At 62.4% G+C, this 15,895-nt stretch carries 16 protein-coding genes; 6 read left to right on the forward strand and 10 right to left on the reverse strand.

What is annotated here, in order from left to right; genetic code table 11:
• The first annotated feature begins 20 nt into the window (after nt 1-20).
• On the forward strand, nt 21-458 hold the full coding sequence (locus tag FZZ90_RS04665) for a hypothetical protein (protein WP_226424591.1): 438 nt from the start codon (nt 21-23) through the stop codon (nt 456-458).
• Here FZZ90_RS04665 and FZZ90_RS04670 read toward each other — a convergent pair.
• Nucleotides 455-988 (reverse strand): hypothetical protein, encoded by a 534-nt coding sequence (locus tag FZZ90_RS04670; RefSeq protein ID WP_226424592.1) that lies wholly within the window; start codon nt 986-988, stop codon nt 455-457. The two genes, FZZ90_RS04665 and FZZ90_RS04670, sit on opposite strands and share 4 nt — an antisense overlap.
• A gap of 105 nt (nt 989-1,093) precedes the next feature.
• Nucleotides 1,094-1,669 carry a SprT family zinc-dependent metalloprotease gene (locus FZZ90_RS04675; RefSeq protein ID WP_226424593.1) on the reverse strand — a complete coding sequence of 192 codons (576 nt, stop codon included), beginning with the start codon at nt 1,667-1,669 and terminating at the stop codon, nt 1,094-1,096.
• Between the two features lie 44 nt (nt 1,670-1,713).
• Between FZZ90_RS04675 and FZZ90_RS04680 the strand changes: the two genes are divergently transcribed.
• Genes FZZ90_RS04680 through FZZ90_RS04690 form a run of 3 tightly spaced genes read left to right on the forward strand, consistent with a single transcriptional unit; the run spans nt 1,714 to nt 4,350 of the window.
• Nucleotides 1,714-2,133: a hypothetical protein gene (locus tag FZZ90_RS04680; protein ID WP_226424594.1), complete on the forward strand. Its 420-nt coding sequence runs from the start codon at nt 1,714-1,716 to the stop codon at nt 2,131-2,133.
• Nucleotides 2,126-4,168 (forward strand): NAD-dependent DNA ligase LigA, encoded by a 2,043-nt coding sequence (gene ligA / locus FZZ90_RS04685; protein ID WP_226424595.1) that lies wholly within the window; start codon nt 2,126-2,128, stop codon nt 4,166-4,168. The genes FZZ90_RS04680 and ligA overlap by 8 nt, the downstream gene beginning before the upstream one ends.
• Nucleotides 4,165-4,350, forward strand: coding sequence for a hypothetical protein (locus FZZ90_RS04690; protein ID WP_226424596.1), 186 nt, complete (start codon nt 4,165-4,167; stop codon nt 4,348-4,350). The genes ligA and FZZ90_RS04690 overlap by 4 nt, the downstream gene beginning before the upstream one ends.
• Here the strand turns inward: FZZ90_RS04690 and FZZ90_RS04695 are convergent.
• The 6 genes from FZZ90_RS04695 to FZZ90_RS04720 form a co-directional block, all read right to left on the reverse strand.
• Nucleotides 4,326-4,949 (reverse strand): TVP38/TMEM64 family protein, encoded by a 624-nt coding sequence (locus tag FZZ90_RS04695; RefSeq protein ID WP_370631029.1) that lies wholly within the window; start codon nt 4,947-4,949, stop codon nt 4,326-4,328. The genes FZZ90_RS04690 and FZZ90_RS04695 overlap by 25 nt on opposite strands.
• 114 nt (nt 4,950-5,063) lie before the next feature.
• Complete coding sequence (locus FZZ90_RS04700; RefSeq protein ID WP_226424597.1) at nt 5,064-6,671, reverse strand: hypothetical protein; 1,608 nt, start codon at nt 6,669-6,671, stop codon at nt 5,064-5,066.
• Nucleotides 6,672-6,876: 205 nt separating this feature from the next.
• A complete protein-coding gene (locus tag FZZ90_RS04705) occupies nt 6,877-7,665 on the reverse strand; it encodes an ABC transporter permease (RefSeq protein ID WP_226424598.1) in 789 nt (262 codons plus the stop codon).
• Nucleotides 7,665-8,462, reverse strand: a complete 798-nt coding sequence (locus FZZ90_RS04710; protein ID WP_226424599.1) for an ABC-2 family transporter protein — start codon at nt 8,460-8,462, stop codon at nt 7,665-7,667. The genes FZZ90_RS04705 and FZZ90_RS04710 overlap by 1 nt, the downstream gene beginning before the upstream one ends.
• The gene (locus FZZ90_RS04715) at nt 8,462-9,436 is read right to left on the reverse strand and encodes an ATP-binding cassette domain-containing protein (RefSeq protein ID WP_226424600.1); all 975 of its coding nucleotides are present in this window, start codon (nt 9,434-9,436) and stop codon (nt 8,462-8,464) included. The genes FZZ90_RS04710 and FZZ90_RS04715 overlap by 1 nt, the downstream gene beginning before the upstream one ends.
• Nucleotides 9,437-9,440: 4 nt before the next feature.
• A complete protein-coding gene (locus tag FZZ90_RS04720; protein ID WP_226424601.1) occupies nt 9,441-12,185 on the reverse strand; it encodes a valine--tRNA ligase in 2,745 nt (914 codons plus the stop codon).
• An 88-nt stretch (nt 12,186-12,273) separates the two neighbouring features.
• Between FZZ90_RS04720 and FZZ90_RS04725 the strand changes: the two genes are divergently transcribed.
• Both FZZ90_RS04725 and FZZ90_RS04730 read left to right on the forward strand, forming a co-directional pair.
• Entirely contained in the window at nt 12,274-13,524 is a 1,251-nt protein-coding gene (locus FZZ90_RS04725; RefSeq protein ID WP_226424602.1) for an extracellular solute-binding protein, read from the forward strand.
• A complete protein-coding gene (locus FZZ90_RS04730) occupies nt 13,521-14,831 on the forward strand; it encodes a mechanosensitive ion channel family protein (RefSeq protein ID WP_226424603.1) in 1,311 nt (436 codons plus the stop codon). Before FZZ90_RS04725 ends, FZZ90_RS04730 begins: the two co-directional genes overlap by 4 nt.
• On the opposite strand, the gene FZZ90_RS04735 is transcribed toward FZZ90_RS04730, so the two are convergent.
• Both FZZ90_RS04735 and FZZ90_RS04740 read right to left on the reverse strand, forming a co-directional pair.
• Complete coding sequence (locus FZZ90_RS04735) at nt 14,811-15,434, reverse strand: 2OG-Fe(II) oxygenase (protein WP_226424604.1); 624 nt, start codon at nt 15,432-15,434, stop codon at nt 14,811-14,813. The two genes, FZZ90_RS04730 and FZZ90_RS04735, sit on opposite strands and share 21 nt — an antisense overlap.
• Complete coding sequence (locus FZZ90_RS04740) at nt 15,431-15,883, reverse strand: protein phosphatase (RefSeq protein ID WP_226424605.1); 453 nt, start codon at nt 15,881-15,883, stop codon at nt 15,431-15,433. The genes FZZ90_RS04735 and FZZ90_RS04740 overlap by 4 nt, the downstream gene beginning before the upstream one ends.
• Nucleotides 15,884-15,895 lie beyond the last annotated feature (12 nt).

Below are 15,895 nucleotides of genomic sequence, written 5' to 3' on the forward strand. Positions count from 1 at the left end.
GCACTTCGGTTCACCGTGTCATGGCTGCCACCGCCTCCTGGCTCAGCCTCACCGACCTCGGTCGGATCTACGGCATTTCGGCGATTCACTGCGGCAAGACCCTCGAGCATCAAGGCTGGCGTGACCGTCGCGGTCGCCCCACCCAAAGCGCCCTCGACGCCAATGCCGCCATGCAGACAGGCCCCCATGGCCAGGGACGCACCGTGCTCTGGAACCGCTCGGTTTGCAGTCAGCTGCTGGAACACAAGGGCTATGAGCCCATGAGCCGCAGCCTGCAGGTGGAGCAGTGGACCCAACTGCTGGAGGCCCTCCAGGCGGGATCACCATCGATCACTGCCACGGCAGACCAGATGGCGGAAGAGATGCCCGGAGAGCTGCTCGAGGATGTGAACCACCAGCTGGAAGCACGGGGCTGCCGCTACCGGGTCAGCCCACGCGCATTGCACCCCAGCCGTTAGTCGGCCCGGCGACGGCTGGAGCGCGGCAAGGCCCTCCTGGAGCCAGCGGGATTGGGAGCGGCTTCGGGCTCGGGACGTTTTGCCGGCTGGGCTGAGCGCGACCAGCGCTGCAGCCGGAAGCTGTCGTCTTCGGGCCACTCCCCCTGGTCTGCGTTGAACTCCTGGGCCACAGGCGGCGTTGAGGTGGGCGCTGGAGCTTCAGCTGCTGTTCCGCGCCGGCTTCGTCGTGAGATCGCATCGAGGGGTCGCCGGGCTGAACGCATGGAACGGACCGGCTCCGGGCGGCCACGGCCAGCTTCTTGCCAAGGCTCCTGCCAATCGTCGTCCTCCTCCAGAAGCCAGTCGACTTTCTCGCCGACCCAGCGGCCCACCGAATCGAGATCCAAACCGGAGCGCCGCACTCCTGGCCGTTGTCCTGGTCGACGGCCGGACACCCCATCCACGAGCTGACGTCCGGTTTCCAAGAACTGGTCGAGACGGCGATCCCGCTGATCACGGAACCGATCCAACCGATCAAAACGCTCCTCCATCCCCCGACGTTACCGACGGCGGCGGCGCAACCACTGTTCCCGCCGCAATCCCAGCAACACAATCACCACACCGCCGCACTCCAATGACAACCAGAACACCTCCATCTAGCCCTCCGCCTCCACATAACTGAGCACACAACTGGAATCCCAGCGGCCGTGAAAGTGCTCGACGCAACAGGCACGGCAAGCGGCATTGCGCGTGCGTCTCCGGCAAGGGGTGCGACGGCCGCAACGGGGACAGACCGCCAACCAGCGGGGCGGCCGGGGCGGCACCGGATAGCTGTGGCGGATGCTCACCTGAAAGCGGCTCTGAGCCGCATTGATGGCGGCCATCCGGGCCCGAAACAGCGGGCCATGGCTTTCGCGGCGACGCTGCACCAGATCGACCCAGGCGTGGATCATCTCGTGGCAGAGCGTGCTTTCTGTGGCGATCTGCGGAAGCGGCTCCAACACCGGCCGCGACAGCACGATCTCGCTGCCCCGGCCCTCACCCACCCCAGGGCCACGGCGATAAAAACCGGCAGTACGGCTCATCCGCCCATCACTCCAACGCACCGCCGTCAGCGGCTGGGCCCCATCCACCAGAGCACCGCCGAAATGCTCCCGGTTGAGGCGGTGAAACAACGGCAGCAGGGGCTGCAAAGGCACAGAACGGGGGGAGGAGATCCGAATCAGCGCCATCCTGCCGTGGTCAGTCAGACTCGGCCCTGCTTTGACAGCTGGTGATGGAACTGGGACTGGTGCGTGAGATCGGCAGCAAAGCTCTGCTGGCCGGGGGTCTCACCCTGCTGGGGTACTGGATCTACAACGCCGTGAAATTGGTGCTCGACGCCCGCGGCATCAACCCACTGATCAAGCAGTTCTTCACCCAGGTGGCAGCCGGCCGTATCGATGCCGCTTACCTGCTCACCACCAAGGCCTACCGCCAGCACGTGAGCCGCCAGCAGTTCATCCGCTTCCTGGCCGACCTCAAGCTGAACAAGTTCCGCAATCTCAAGTCCGGCCGCCCCCGCGTGCAGGAAGGCAACTTGATCCTCACCGTGAAGCTGAAGTCCGAAGGCGACGAGGAGCTTCCCCTCGACTTCACGTTCACCAAGATGGACGACAACTGGCGCATTGACCGCATCAACCGGGTCAATGGCTGATCCGCACGAGCGGGCCGCGGAACTGCGGCAACTGCTCAACCGTGCCGGCCACGCCTATTACGTTCTCGATGCGCCAGTGATGGAGGACGCGGTCTACGACCGCCTCTATCGCGAGCTTCTCGAGCTGGAACAGAACCATCCAGGCCTGCAACGGTCCGACAGCCCCACCCAGCGGGTGGGCGGAGCTCCGGCTGAAGGATTCACCAGCGTTGAGCACCGCGTGGGCATGCTCAGCCTTGACAACGCCTTCAACCGCGACGACCTGCAGGCCTGGCACGAGCGGCTGCTCAAGGTGCTGGACCGTCCCAACGACACCCACCTGCCGCTGGTGGGGGAACTGAAAATTGACGGCAACGCCCTCGCCCTGAGCTACCGCAACGGGGTGTTGGAGCGGGCCGCCACCCGGGGCGACGGCAGCCGTGGTGAAGAGATCACCGCCAACGTGCGCACGATCAGCTCGATTCCGTTGCGCCTGCAGTTGGAGAACCCACCGGAATGGGTGGAAGTGCGAGGAGAGGCCTTCATCCCCGATGCCACCTTCGCGGCGATCAATGCCGAACGGGAACAACGGGGCGAAGCGCTGTTCGCCAATCCCCGCAACGCCTGCGCCGGAACCCTGCGCCAGCTGGATCCGAAGGTGGTGGCCGCCCGCCGACTCGATTTCTTCGCCTACACCCTGCATCTGCCGGGGGACGCCCAACCCCCCGGCCAATGGGCGGCTCTGGAGTGGCTGAAAACGGCCGGTTTCCGCGTCAACCCGAACCGGGAGCTCTGCAGAGACCTCACCGCCATCAATCGCTTCTGCGACCACTGGGAGCAGGGTCGCCATGACCTCCCTTATGCCACCGACGGCGTGGTGGTGAAACTGGACGACCTCCAGCTGCAGGACGAAGCAGGCTTCACCCAGAAGGCCCCGCGCTGGGCCATCGCCCTGAAATACCCCGCCGAAGAAGCCCCCACCCGTCTGCTGCGCGTTGGCGCTCAGGTGGGCCGCACCGGCGCGATCACCCCCGTCGCCGAATTCGAACCGGTGACCCTGGCCGGCACCAGCGTCAGCCGCGCCACCCTCCACAACGCCGACCGGATCGCTGAACTGGATCTGCATCTGGGCGACACCATCGTGGTGCGCAAAGCCGGGGAGATCATTCCGGAAGTGGTGCGGGTGCTGCCGGAGCTCAGGCCCAGCGACGCCACCCCAGTGCAACTGCCGCAGCACTGCCCCGAATGTGGCTCCAACCTGGTGCGGGAGGGCGATGAAGCCGCCACCCGCTGCGTGAACAGCAGCTGCCCGGCGATCCTGCGGGGTGGCCTGCGGCACTGGGTGAGCAAGGGCGCCCTGGATGTGGATGGGCTCGGCAGCAAGTTGATCGAACAGCTGGTGGACCGCGGCCTGGTGAGCTCGCTGGCCGATCTCTACCGCCTGGATGCGGCCCTGCTTTCCAGCCTGGATCGGATGGGCGACAAATCGGCCACGAACCTGGTGGAGGCCCTGGAGGCCTCCAAACAGCAACCCTGGCACCGCCAGCTCTACGGCCTCGGGATCCGCCACATCGGCGAGGTCAACGCCAAAGCGCTCGCGGCCGCTTTCTTCAGCATCGACAGCCTCGCGGCAGCGGCTCTGGAGGCTCCGGAGCAGATCGCCGAACTGCACGGCATCGGCCCAGAAATCAGTTCCAGCCTTGGCCAATGGCTGCGTACACCCGCCAACCAACAGCTGCTGCAGGACTTGCGCAGCGTCGACCTCTCCCTAGAAGCGAGTGCCACCGAGCAGGAAGCCGCAAGCCAAGCCGGAGCTGACGCCGACGGCGTACTCCAGGGCAAGACCCTGGTGCTCACCGGCACGCTCCCCAACCTCAGCCGCAGCGACGCCAAAGCGCTGATCGAAGCGGCCGGCGGCAAGGTGAGCGGCAGCGTCAGCAAGAAGACCGACTACCTGGTGGCAGGCGAAGCCGCCGGCAGCAAACTGACCAAAGCCGAAAGCCTCGGGGTGACGGTGCTTAGCGAAGACGACCTCACCGCCCTGCTGCAGCCATGAGCCAACCCACCCCTGCACTGCACCGCTGGATCAAGACCGACTGCGGACGGGCCAAGTTGGCTGACCTGCAGCAACGACGCGGCCCAATCGACCGCATGCGCCTGGCCTGGTTCATCCTGATCGCTGCTCTGCGGGACTGGCCTCTTGCCAATCCCGATCAGAGCGACGTCTCCACATCCTGAAGGGCACGGCGGGCTGCCCGGCTCACCAGCCAGACCACCGCCAGCGTGGCGAGCACCCCCACCACCCGCAGCGCCCAGGTGCCGGCATCCGCCTCACCCCCCAGCACCTCACCAAAACGGGCCACATCGCCGGCCAGCGCCCCCAACCCGCAAAACAGCACGGTGCCGGGGAGGATGCCGATCAAGCCGATGCTGTAGTCCCGCAGGCTCACCTCACTGAGGCCGTAGGCCAGGTTGAGCAGAGAAAAGGGAAAGGCGGGCGAGAGACGCGTCAGCAACACCAACTTCAGCCCCTCTTTGCTGACGGCCCGCTCCACCGCCTTCAACTTGGGGAGCTGCTCCAACCGGCGCCGGGCCCAGTCGCGCAGCACTGAGCGCCCCAGCAGGAACACCACCACCGCCCCGAGACAGGCCCCAACAAACACCAGACCACTGCCGAGCCATGTGCCATAAAGCACCCCAGCCAGCATCGAAGCCCAAACCCCAGGCAGCAGCAGCGTCACCCAGAGGGCATAAAGAGGAATGAACAGCAGCGCCCCAGCTGGGGAGCGCAGCATCTCCAACACATCCGGCAGCCAGTGCTGAACCAAGGAGATCAAGCTGAATCACCCACGCATGGCGTGGAGCATTGCACCACGGTCCTGTGCAGCCAACAAAAAGCCCCCGTATCCGGAGGCTTTGAGCAGAAGCAGAGCGGATGGTGACGACTGAACTCAGACCAGGCTGGTGTTGAAATTGAACGCGTCCAGCGTGCCGGACACTTCGCTCGACACCAGCAGCGTGCCGCCATTGGCACTGGTCTTCACGAATTCGGTGGCTTCAGGAGAGATCGAGTTCGCCGCATGGAACGTATACACGTGCTCTGGCGCATCCACATTGGTGATCTCGTAAACCGGGATCAGCGTGCTGGTTCCCCGCTCCAGAGAAATGAAGGCAAAGGATCGATCGCCCAGAGTGGCAGTCTCCACATGCTCAGGCTCAACGCCCTTGTCGTCGCTGCGGCCATCGTCATAGACGTCGTTTTCAGCAGCGATGCGGTCCAAGTCATCACCTGAATCCCAAACGATGCTGCCGTCAAGATCGCGGATCGTGAAGGAACGACCACCAAAGCCGGTGATGCTGTCAGCGGTGTTCTGATCCACCACCGTTTTCAGGCGGCCTTCGCCATCACCGCTGACGATGCTGTTGCCCTGAGGGCCATCCAACTTGCCGGCGCGCTTTTCATCGGAATAGAAGTCATCGTCGGCCACGGCTCCATGCTTCCAGGTGATGAAAAATTCATCACCGGCTTCCGCTTCAAAAGCAGTGGAGTTCTGACCCCGCATGTCGCGGTGCACATACACCGTCTTGCCCGTTAGCGGATCTTCAATCTCAGCGACAGCACCTTTCTTCTTGCTTTGGTGGAGCGTGAAGGTGCCATCGGCATCCGCCTCAAAATTCACATCATCGGGACGCACCCGGCCATCGCCCTCGTTGGCCATCACCGCATAGGTCGTGCCATTGCTTGCGGTGAAGACATCCATGCCATCTGGCATATACAGGCTCTTGAAGTCGCGATCCCCCGGCAGATAGCCGCCGTCTTTATCGGAAGTGTCCACCGATAATCCCGTCCAATCCTTGGCACCCAAACCCGTGGGGGTTTCCAAAGTGCCCGGCTCCAGGTTCACAACGACCATGGCGTTGTTTTCCTGCAGGGTCACCACAGCACGCTTGCTGTCTGAGGTGATTTTGACAAATTCAGGCTCGATATCTTTCGCAGGACTGTCGGCATTTTCACCAGAAAGACGCACACCGGCATCCTTCAGCTGCTGGGCAGTGAATCCAGCAAAGCCAAGAGTTGTTGTTTGCTTGAGTGATTTTTTGTCATCACCCAAGCGAATGATCGAAATCGAACCCTCCGGATCAACCCCATCGGACGTTCCGTAGTAATCGTTGGGCTCCCCTTCATTGGCAACAACAATGGTTTTGCCATCAGGACTCCAAGCGACGGAATCCGGCAGATAGCCCACCGTGGTGCTGAAACGCCGGCTCAGCGTGTTCTTGCTGCTGTTGAAGTGGTAGACACTGACTCTTCCTTTTTCAGTCTTGCTGGGCGACTCCGCCACAGCAAATTGATTGCCATAGGCTGCGACGGATTGGATATCTCCATCAAATTCTTTCTCCAGCACCACTTCTGGATTCTGAAAATTGGCGTCGTACTTCACAAAGCGCACGGTGTTGTCACCACCGCAAACAGCAGCAACCTTCGCGCCAGGCACCCAGGCCACGATCTCCGCGCCATCGAGGTCGATGCTCACGGGTGTGTTGTTGAAACCAGCCATAAGGCTCAAAGAGAAGTCTCACCTCTTGCATAACCGAACAAACAGGAGCCGGTATTTAAAACAAGCGCAACATCGGATTATCAAGCCATTAAATGCACCGAAGGCAACACCAAAAACGTGTTCCAAATCACATTATTGATGTCTTGACTTGTCTGATAACGATGAGATCAAGCGAGCTCACCTCACATGGCGTGGAGCATTGCACTCAACTGGAGGCTGAGGTGTAAAACCGCAGGGCAAACAACCAGAAGGCCCGCGCCGCCGCAAAGAACAGCACCGCCAGAGCCAAGCCCGCCAGCAGCATCGGTGCGGCAGCTTCCCCGAGCAACACCTGTGCGGGAACCGTGGTGAGAAACGCCACCGGCAACACCAGGGTGAACAGCAGGCGCAGGGCAGGCGGGTAGGCGTTGAGGGGATAACGGCCAGAGGCCAGCAGGGCCCGCAACACCTCGGTGGCATTCCAGGTTTTGACGAACCAGATGCTGGTGGCGGCGATCAGAAACCAGAGCGAATAGAGGATCAAGCCACCGGCGAGCAGCATCACCAGCACGGTGAACAGGGAAGAAAGGCTGAGCACCACACCGGCCTGATGGCTGCCCCAAGCCAAGAGCCCCAGCCCCAGGCCAATCTCCGGCAGCCCCGCAGGCGAGAGCGTGCGCAGCGACAACCAGAACTGACTGTCGATCGGTTTGAGCAGCACGAAATCAAGAGTGCCCTCGCGCACATGGGTAACGATCGCCCCGAGGTTCGGGCGCAACCAGGTGGTGGCTATGCCGTCGAACACCGTGTAGAGCCCCTGCACCATCAAGGCCTGAGCCCAGCTCCAGCCCCCCAACGTCTGATCAGGGCCATAGAAGAGCGAGAGCAGAAACAGGCTGCCGCTGAGGCTCATTGCCACCGCCACCAGCTCGATCAGCACATTGGCCTGATACTCCAGCTGCACCGCCACGGCCGTGCCCCAGAAGCGACGCAGGGTCCGCCAGTAGCGCCCCATCAGGCCCCCATGGCGCTGTAGCGCCGCACGCCGGCCCGCCAGAGCAGCAGCACCAACGGCAACAGCAGGGCGATCCAGGCCAGTTGCGCCCCGAAGCCCGCCAACAGATCCACCGGCTGGCCCGCCAGCACCCGAGCCGGAAAATCGATCAGGTAAGGGAAGGGCGTCCACTGGGCCACAGCCCGCACCGCCGGCGGAAACGCCGTGAGCGGTGCCAAGAGACCGGAAAGGAACAGGAAGGGAATGAACTGGAGCCGCTCCAGGGCGCTGGCCTTCTCACTCCAGAAGCAGAGGGCCGCAATCACGCTCTGAAACAGGAAGGCAATGGCAAAGGCCATCCAGGTGGCCAACCAGGCCAGCAGAAAGCCCCCCAACGTCGGCACCCAGAAGGCCTGAGGCTGCACCGCAAAGAACACCGCCGCGATCAGCGCCGCGAAGGGCAGACGGGTGAGCTGCTCACCGAGATGGGCCGCCACATAACGCCAGAGCGGGTGCAACGGTTGCAGCAGGTAGGGCGAAAGACGGCCGAGAAGAGCGTCTTCCTCGAAGGCATAGACCACCCACACCACCGAGAACTGGCGCACCAGAAAAGCGCTGAGAAAATAGCGATCAAGGGCCACACCATCCAGCCCCAGCCCTGAGCGCGCGTCGCTGCCGCTCCAGACGCTGAGCATGATGAACGGCAGCACCCCGGAGAGGGCCCAGAGGGCGATCTCAGCGCGGTACTCGAGCATGTGGGCGTACTGGGAGCCCAGCAACACCCGAATGATCCGGCGGTTCAGCCCGAAGATCTGCATCAGACGCGCCCCTGCCGGAACAACCCACCGATCAACTCTTCAATCGGCGGATCGGTCACATCCAGATCACGCACGGGGAAGCGGTCCAGCAGCTGCGCCACCACGGCGGTGAGCTGGTCGCGGGGCACCAACAGCCGCACATCACAGCCCTCCAACTGCTCCAGACGCCCCAACCCCACCAACGCATCAGCTTCCACCGGGGATTCCAACTCCAACCGCACCTCCCGCTCCGGCGCCAATTGATCAGCCAGCGCCTCGAGGGGGCCGTCGTGGAACAACCGCCCCTGGTGAATCAGCAGCACCCGGGGACACAGCGCCGTGATGTCAGCCATGTAGTGGCTGGTGAGCAACACCGTTGCCCCCGTGCGGCGGTTGTAGTCCGCCAGGAACTGGCGCACCCGGGCCTGGGCATTCACATCCAGCCCCAGGGTCGGTTCATCGAGGAACAGCACCTCCGGCTCGTGCAGCAGCGCCGCCAGCAATTCGGCCTTCATCCGCTGACCCAGGGAAAGCTTGCGCACCGGCCGGGTCAGCTCCTCCCCCAGCTCCAGCAGATCGGCCAGCTCACTGATCCGCCGCCGAGCCACGGCATCGGGGATGCCATACACAGCAGCATTCACCCGCAGTGAATCCATCGGCGGCAGGTCCCAGAGCAGCTGCTGCTTCTGCCCCATCACCAGGGTGATCCGCCGCAGGAACTCCGCCTGACGGCGCTGCGGCCGGTACCCCGCCACCTGCACCTCCCCGGCGCTGGGGTGGATCAAGCCGCAGAGCATCTTCAAGGTGGTGGTTTTACCGGCGCCGTTGGCGCCGAGAAAGCCCACCATCTCGCCGGGCTCGATCCGAAAGGAGACGTCCTGCACCGCCATCACATCCCTGGTGCGGCGGCGTACGAAATGGCGCAGGGTGCCGGCCAACCCGGGCTGCTTCTCGGCAACCCGGTAGATCTTGCTCAGCCCCTGAACCTGAATCACCGAATCAGCTCAGATCCGCCAGGCGCTTACGCGCCAGATCCGCCTGGGCCTGCTTCTCATCCAGGTTGGCCTGGCATTCCGCCACCACCTCCGGCGGAGCCTTATCGGCGAAGTTGGGGTTCCCCAAGCGGCCCGCCAGCCCCTTGATCTCCTTCTCGGCCTTGGCGATGTCTTTTTCCAGGCGCCCCTTGAGCGCATCGAGATCAACGAGGCCTTCGATCGGCAGCAGCACCTGGAGCTCACCGCTCACTCCCGCCAGTGCCTTGGCCACCGGAGCCGCATCGGCCTCCGCCGGCGCCATCACTGCCACCGACTCCGCCCGCGTCAACGCCGTGATATCGGCCATGCCCTTGCTCAGCACAGCCGCCAGCTCGCCGCGGCCGGTGACGAAACGCACCGGCACCGACTGGGAGGGCTTGAGACCCGCCACCGCGCGCAGATTGCGCACCACACGAATGGCACCGATCAGCTCAGCGAAGGAGGCTTCCAACGCATCATCCAAAGCGCTTTCATCTAGAACCGGCCAGGGCTGCAACGCCAGGAAGGTGGTCTCCGGCTCGCCAGTGACGCTGTGCCAGAGCTCTTCGGTGAGGTGGGGCATCAGCGGATGCAGCATCAGGTGCATCTGGCTGATCACCTTGGCCAGCACCTGCTTGGCCACCCGCTGATCAGCAAGGGCCTCGGCTGAGGGGTTCTCACTGGGGTTGAGCCGGCGCTTGCTCAGTTCCAGATACCAGTCGCAGACGTCGTTCCAGGCGAACTCGTAAAGCCCCTTGGCCGCTTCACCGAGGCCGTAGCTGCTGTAGCGCTCGGCCGTCTCCCGGTTCACCCGGGCCAGGCGGGAGAGGATCCAACGGTCCGCCAGCTGCAGCGCTGAGGGATCGGGGTCGCCGAGTTGGGCCGGCGTTTCTCCGCCCAGGTTCATCAGCGCGAAGCGGGTGGCGTTCCACAGCTTGTTGGCGAAGTTGCGCGAGGCCTCCACCGTGGCGGAGGTGTCTTTCTTGCGGTCGTAGTCCAGGCGGATGTCCTGCCCCGCACCGGCCACTTCCCGCACCAGGGCGAAGCGCAGAGCATCGGTGCCGTAGCGCTCGATCAGCAGCAGCGGATCGATGCCGTTACCGGCGCTCTTGCTCATCTTGCGGTTCTGCTCATCCCGCACCAGACCGTGGATGTAGACGTCCTGAAAGGGCATCTCGCCGGTGAAAGCGCCGGCCATCATCGTCATCCGGGCAACCCAGAAAAAGATGATGTCGAAGCCCGTCACCAGGGTGCTGGTGGGGTACCAGCGCTGCAGGTCAGCGCTATCGGCATCAGGCCAACCGAGGGTGGAGAAGGGCCACAAGCCACTGGAAAACCAGGTGTCGAGCACGTCTTCGTCCTGCTCGATCTCCGCCGCCGCGCCGTACTCCGCCTTTGCCTTCTCCAGGGCTTCGGCTTCGTTGCGGGCCACCACATAGGGCGTGGTGTCGGTGTATTTGCCTTCGGTCTCGCTGATCACGAACCAGGCAGGGATGCGATGGCCCCACCAGAGCTGGCGGCTGATGCACCAGTCGCGGATGTCGGTGAGCCAGTCGCGATAGACCTTCTCCCAGCGCTCGGGAATGAAGCGGGGATCCTGCTTCTCGAGGGCCTCACGGCAGCGAGCCGCCAAAGGCTCGGTTTTGACAAACCACTGGGTGGAGAGCAGCGGCTCCACCGGCACCTTGCCGCGGTCGGAATAGGGAACGCTGTGGCGGTAGTCCTCAACCTTCACCAGCAGGCCCAGCTCCTCCAAGCCGGCCACCACGGCCTTGCGGGCCTCAAAGCGATCGAGCCCCTCGAACTGACCGGCCTCTTTATTCATCGTGCCGTTTTTGCGCATCACCGTGATCTGGGGCAGACCGTGGCGCTGGCCGATGGCGAAATCGTTGGGGTCGTGGGCCGGCGTCACCTTGACGCAACCGGTGCCGAAATCTTTCTCCACGTGGTCGTCGGCCACGATCGGAATCTCCCGCCCTACAAAGGGCAGGGTGAGGGTCTGGCCCACCAGATGGGCATAGCGGTCATCGGTGGGGTTCACCGCCACCGCCGTGTCGCCCAACATGGTTTCGGGCCGGGTGGTGGCCACCTCCAGATGGCCGTCACCGCTGCTGAGCGGGTAGCGGAAATGCCAGAGGTGGCCGTCCACCTCCTTCATCTCCACCTCCAGATCACTCACCGCCGAACCGGAGGCGGGGCACCAGTTCACGAGGTACTCACCGCGGTAAATCAGCCCCTGCTCGTGCAGCCGCACGAACGCCTCTTTCACTGCCTCACTCAGGCCCTCATCCAAGGTGAAGCGCTGGCGCTTCCAATCAACGGAATACCCCAGCCGCCGCAGCTGGCCCACGATGCGGCCACCGCTTTCGGCCTTCCACTCCCAAGCCCGCTCCAGAAAGGCATCGCGGCCGAGGTCGTGGCGGGTCTTGCCCTCCTGTTTCAGCTGCTTCTCGAGGATCGTCTGCACCGCGATCGAGGCGTGGTCGGTGCCCGGAAGGCAGAGCACGTTCTTTCCTGCCAAGCGCTGATAACGCACGATCGTGTCAATCAGGGCCGTGTTGAAGGCATGGCCCATGTGCAGGCTGCCGGTCACGTTCGGCGGCGGGATCACGACCGAGAACGGTTCACCGGGAGCCTTCGGGTCGGGATGAAACGCCCCCTGGTCCTCCCAGGCCTGCTGCCAACGGGCCTCCGTGCCAACCGGGTCGTAGGTCTTGGCCAGTTCGGGCACGGAAAGCTCAGCGGTTCAGCCGGCCATGCTCGCAAAGCCCTGCCCGCGATGGCCAACGTCCCTAGCATCGATCCATCGAAGGGATGGGATGGCCGCGATCCGGATCCAGCATCTGGCCATGGGCATCGCACTGGCAGTGATCAGTGCAGGCTGCAGCAACTGGCGTCCACCGGTTGTTATCAAAGTGGTTCGAACAGTAAACAGCGCGGAGACCATCTCCAGCCAGGATTACGAGAGGCTGCGCGAGGTCACCGAGGACGCGATCGATCACATCAGAAGTGTCGACTCCTCGATTAGGCCTCAGCTGACGTTGTCAACACAAGCCAACTTCGTTGACGAAATTGCGGATCAAACCCAAAGCGGATTTGGTCCAGACCTGTTGATTACCGATAGCGACACGGCCTTGGAGCTCTACCGGCGCAAGCTGACCGATCCCATCAAAATCTCTCCAGAGGATCGGTCTGACACGCCGAGTTACTTGTTCGACCTCGTCACCGCTGGAGACGGCCAGCTTGTGGGTCGACCCGTGAATCAGTTTGTGCAATTGGCGTGTTTCAACAAAGAACGGCTGGAGGTTCCTCCAGCAACCCTGGAGGAGATGGAACAAGAAAGCGAAAGCACCAACTTCGGCATGGCATTGCAACTGAAAGACCTGTTTTGGAGTGCCGAAGCCTTTGATGCTGGCGAAGCGATGGAAGCAGCTCTGGCGAAGCGTCCTCCCGATCTGGATCGACAATCCAAGGTCACCCAATGGCTTCATTGGCTGGAATCCGCGAGCTATCAGCAGAACATCCGTTTTTTGAACAACCAACGCAGCCTCAGAAAGGCACTGATCTCTGGCGAGCTCGACTGGATCACCTGCTGGAGCAGCAGCCTGCGGGAATTGCGCGATCAAATGAACGACAAACTTGCCCTCGCGCCGCTACCCAAAGGGCCATCAACGAAGCTCAAAGCAGCCACCAAACTTCAGGTGTGGTCGCTGGGGCGAAACTCAAGCAGAACGCAGCGGGAGAAAGCCCTGGTGATGATTGATTTCATCACCAAGCCCTGGGCGCAAAAGACCTACGCCCTTGCCGGACGAAATTCTCTGCCGGTGAATCGGAAAGCAGCAAAAATCGTGGCTTCTAAAATTCCTGGCGGAACGGCGGCGTTGGTGATGTACGCGCAGGAGTCGATCAAAGAAAAAGCCGCAAAGGGCCAATCCAAAGCTCGTGTGTTCCGAGATCCAGCTCGGTATCGAGAGATCTCTGAGGCCCTAATGGACACCATTTATGACGTCCGCACCCCGGAAGAATCCACCAAAGACATCATCAAAAGCCTTCGCGGAGAAGAGCCATGATTTCAGCTCTGACATCGGAAGCAACCACTTGGCTGGGCTATTTGCAGCGTGGATCGGTGCTACTCCAAGTGGGATTATTTGTTGCAGCTTATAGCAGTGAATCTCGGCTTAAGCGCAAGCTCAACAGCCCCCTAACCGCGAGTCTTACCCATCTGATTGTGCCAGCGGCGTTGTTGCTCATCGCCACACTTTTGACCCTGTCTGGTATCACAGCAGGCTTTCTGCAGTATCTGGCGCTCCTCTGGGTCCTGTGGCGCTGCGTGGAGCCCACAAAACAGCTGATCCTCGGCCGCTTCCCCAAAGTTCCTGTGGAAGAAATCGACAAGTCGCTTTTCCGGCCCGTACTGCTGGTGGTTTCGATCCTCACCTTTTTTCAGATGCTGGGAAGCCGAGAATCTCTGTCGCTAATTTCCCTCGGTGATGTGTTCGGGGTAACGCTCACCATCGGCAAATTGTTCACCGCCCTAGTGATCGTTTATCTGGTCATCGCCCTGGCCAGCCGTCCGGCAGCGTTCGTTTCTTGGCTCGGGGGCAGCTTCTTCGGCATGAAGCCCCAAAGCCGCGTGGCGCTGGAGGTGATTCTTCGTTACTCGTTGATCGCCATCGGCGTGATGGGTGTCGCGTACTACATCGGCATCAACGGCACCGCCCTGGTGGCGGTGGCCGGGGGCCTCTCCGTGGGCATCGGTTTCGGAATTAAGGAGATCATCTCCAACTTCATCAGCAGCCTCTGGTTGTTGTTTGAGGGATCGGTGCGACCCGGCGAAATCCTGATGATCAACGGCGACCCCTGCACCGTGCGGAAGCTGGGGCTACGCGCCACCCAATTACGCCGCGGCCGCGATGGAGCGGAACTGCTGATCCCCAATCAAAACTTTTTCACCCAAGAGGCGGAGTCATACACCGCTGAAGAAACCTCACGCCGCGACGTGGTGGTGGTGGGAGCGGCTTATCACCACGAACCCAGTCAAGTGATCGCGGTGTTGGAGGAGGTCGCACGTCAGCACAAGAAGGTGCTGCCATACCCGCCGCCAGCTGCGTTCACGGTGGATTTCGCCGATTCCTCAATCAACTACAAGCTGCTCTTCTGGGTGCGCAACCCCCTTGAAGCATTTGGTGTAGGGAGTGACTTGCGCCAAGCCATCTGGACGGCTTTTGAGAAGAACGGCATTGGCATTCCCTTCCCTCAGCGCCAGGTGTATCCGATGGAATGGCCCCCAGCCAAAGAGCAAACCCACCGGCTGGGCAGCCCCACCAATCAGCTCCAGGCCGAAGCAGACAGCGATTCAGCTGGCAAGACGGCTTAAGTAGTCCTCCTGGCGTCCGGCATTGATCCAACCAGTGGCGATCAGCTTGCTGGCGCTCTCGTTGACCCGACCGCGGTGAATATGGGACGGACCAGCCGGAAAGATCACTAACTTGCCCCGCTCAGCCGGTTCGTGGTGGTCCTGCCAGTGAAACTCGGTTCCGGCCTCATCAACGTCATTGCAATAAAGGATCCAAGCCAACACCCGGTGCACCGGTTCGGTGGCCTCATGGCTGATGGTCCAATCGCAATGCCAACGTTTGAACCCTTCCCCGGGGGCGTAGTGCTGGAGGTTGAAGATCGGATTCACAAACAGGCTCTGCTGCGGGCAGCACTGTCGGAACAATGGCCGCTCCTGCAGATAGCGCTCCAAACCTGCCGTCACCCCACGAAGGATCAGTTGCGATAGGGCGAAGGATTCGGGTTCCGAGCGATCTATCGCCACCAGGCTGATGTCGGTGCTCTGTTTCGCCGGTTCCCCCTCACCCTCGGGCCCGAAAGCCACGCCAGGCCGCTGCAAATCCACACGGCGCTCGAAGAACTCACGCACCGCATCAGCAACCGACGCGAAGCCGGGATTGCTGTAGCGCCCGATCAGGTTCATGCAGCAGCCTCCAAGCGAGGAATCACCACCACAGCATCCAGCTGCTGCCAGCGCTCCCGGTCAGCCACCACATGGCCTTGCAACTGAACCTGCTCCATCACCGTGGCAGCGCGCTCCAGATCGAGGGGGACACCGGGACCCATCGGCAACACCAGCACCTGCTGCTCAGCCGGATCGGCCATCACCTGAAGATCGAGGGCCTCCAGCTCCCGCTCAAAGAACACCCGCCGCATCCGGGTGGTGAGGCTTGGTCCAAGCGCCTCGACGAAACGGGCCATGCCGGCTTCATCTCCGGAGCTGCCGCAATTCAGCGACAACCAGATCAGCAGCTTCACCCAACTTTCTGCCGTCCACAGGGGTTGGAAGCTCTCCCGGTGTTGCCGCACCAACTCAGCAATTGAGAAATCAAACAGTGTGGCCTGCAGGCCAGTGGCATCAGCGGAATCCATGCTGTTCATCTT

Source organism: Synechococcus sp. MU1617, assembly GCF_020514235.1.
GTDB lineage: Bacteria > Cyanobacteriota > Cyanobacteriia > PCC-6307 > Cyanobiaceae > Parasynechococcus.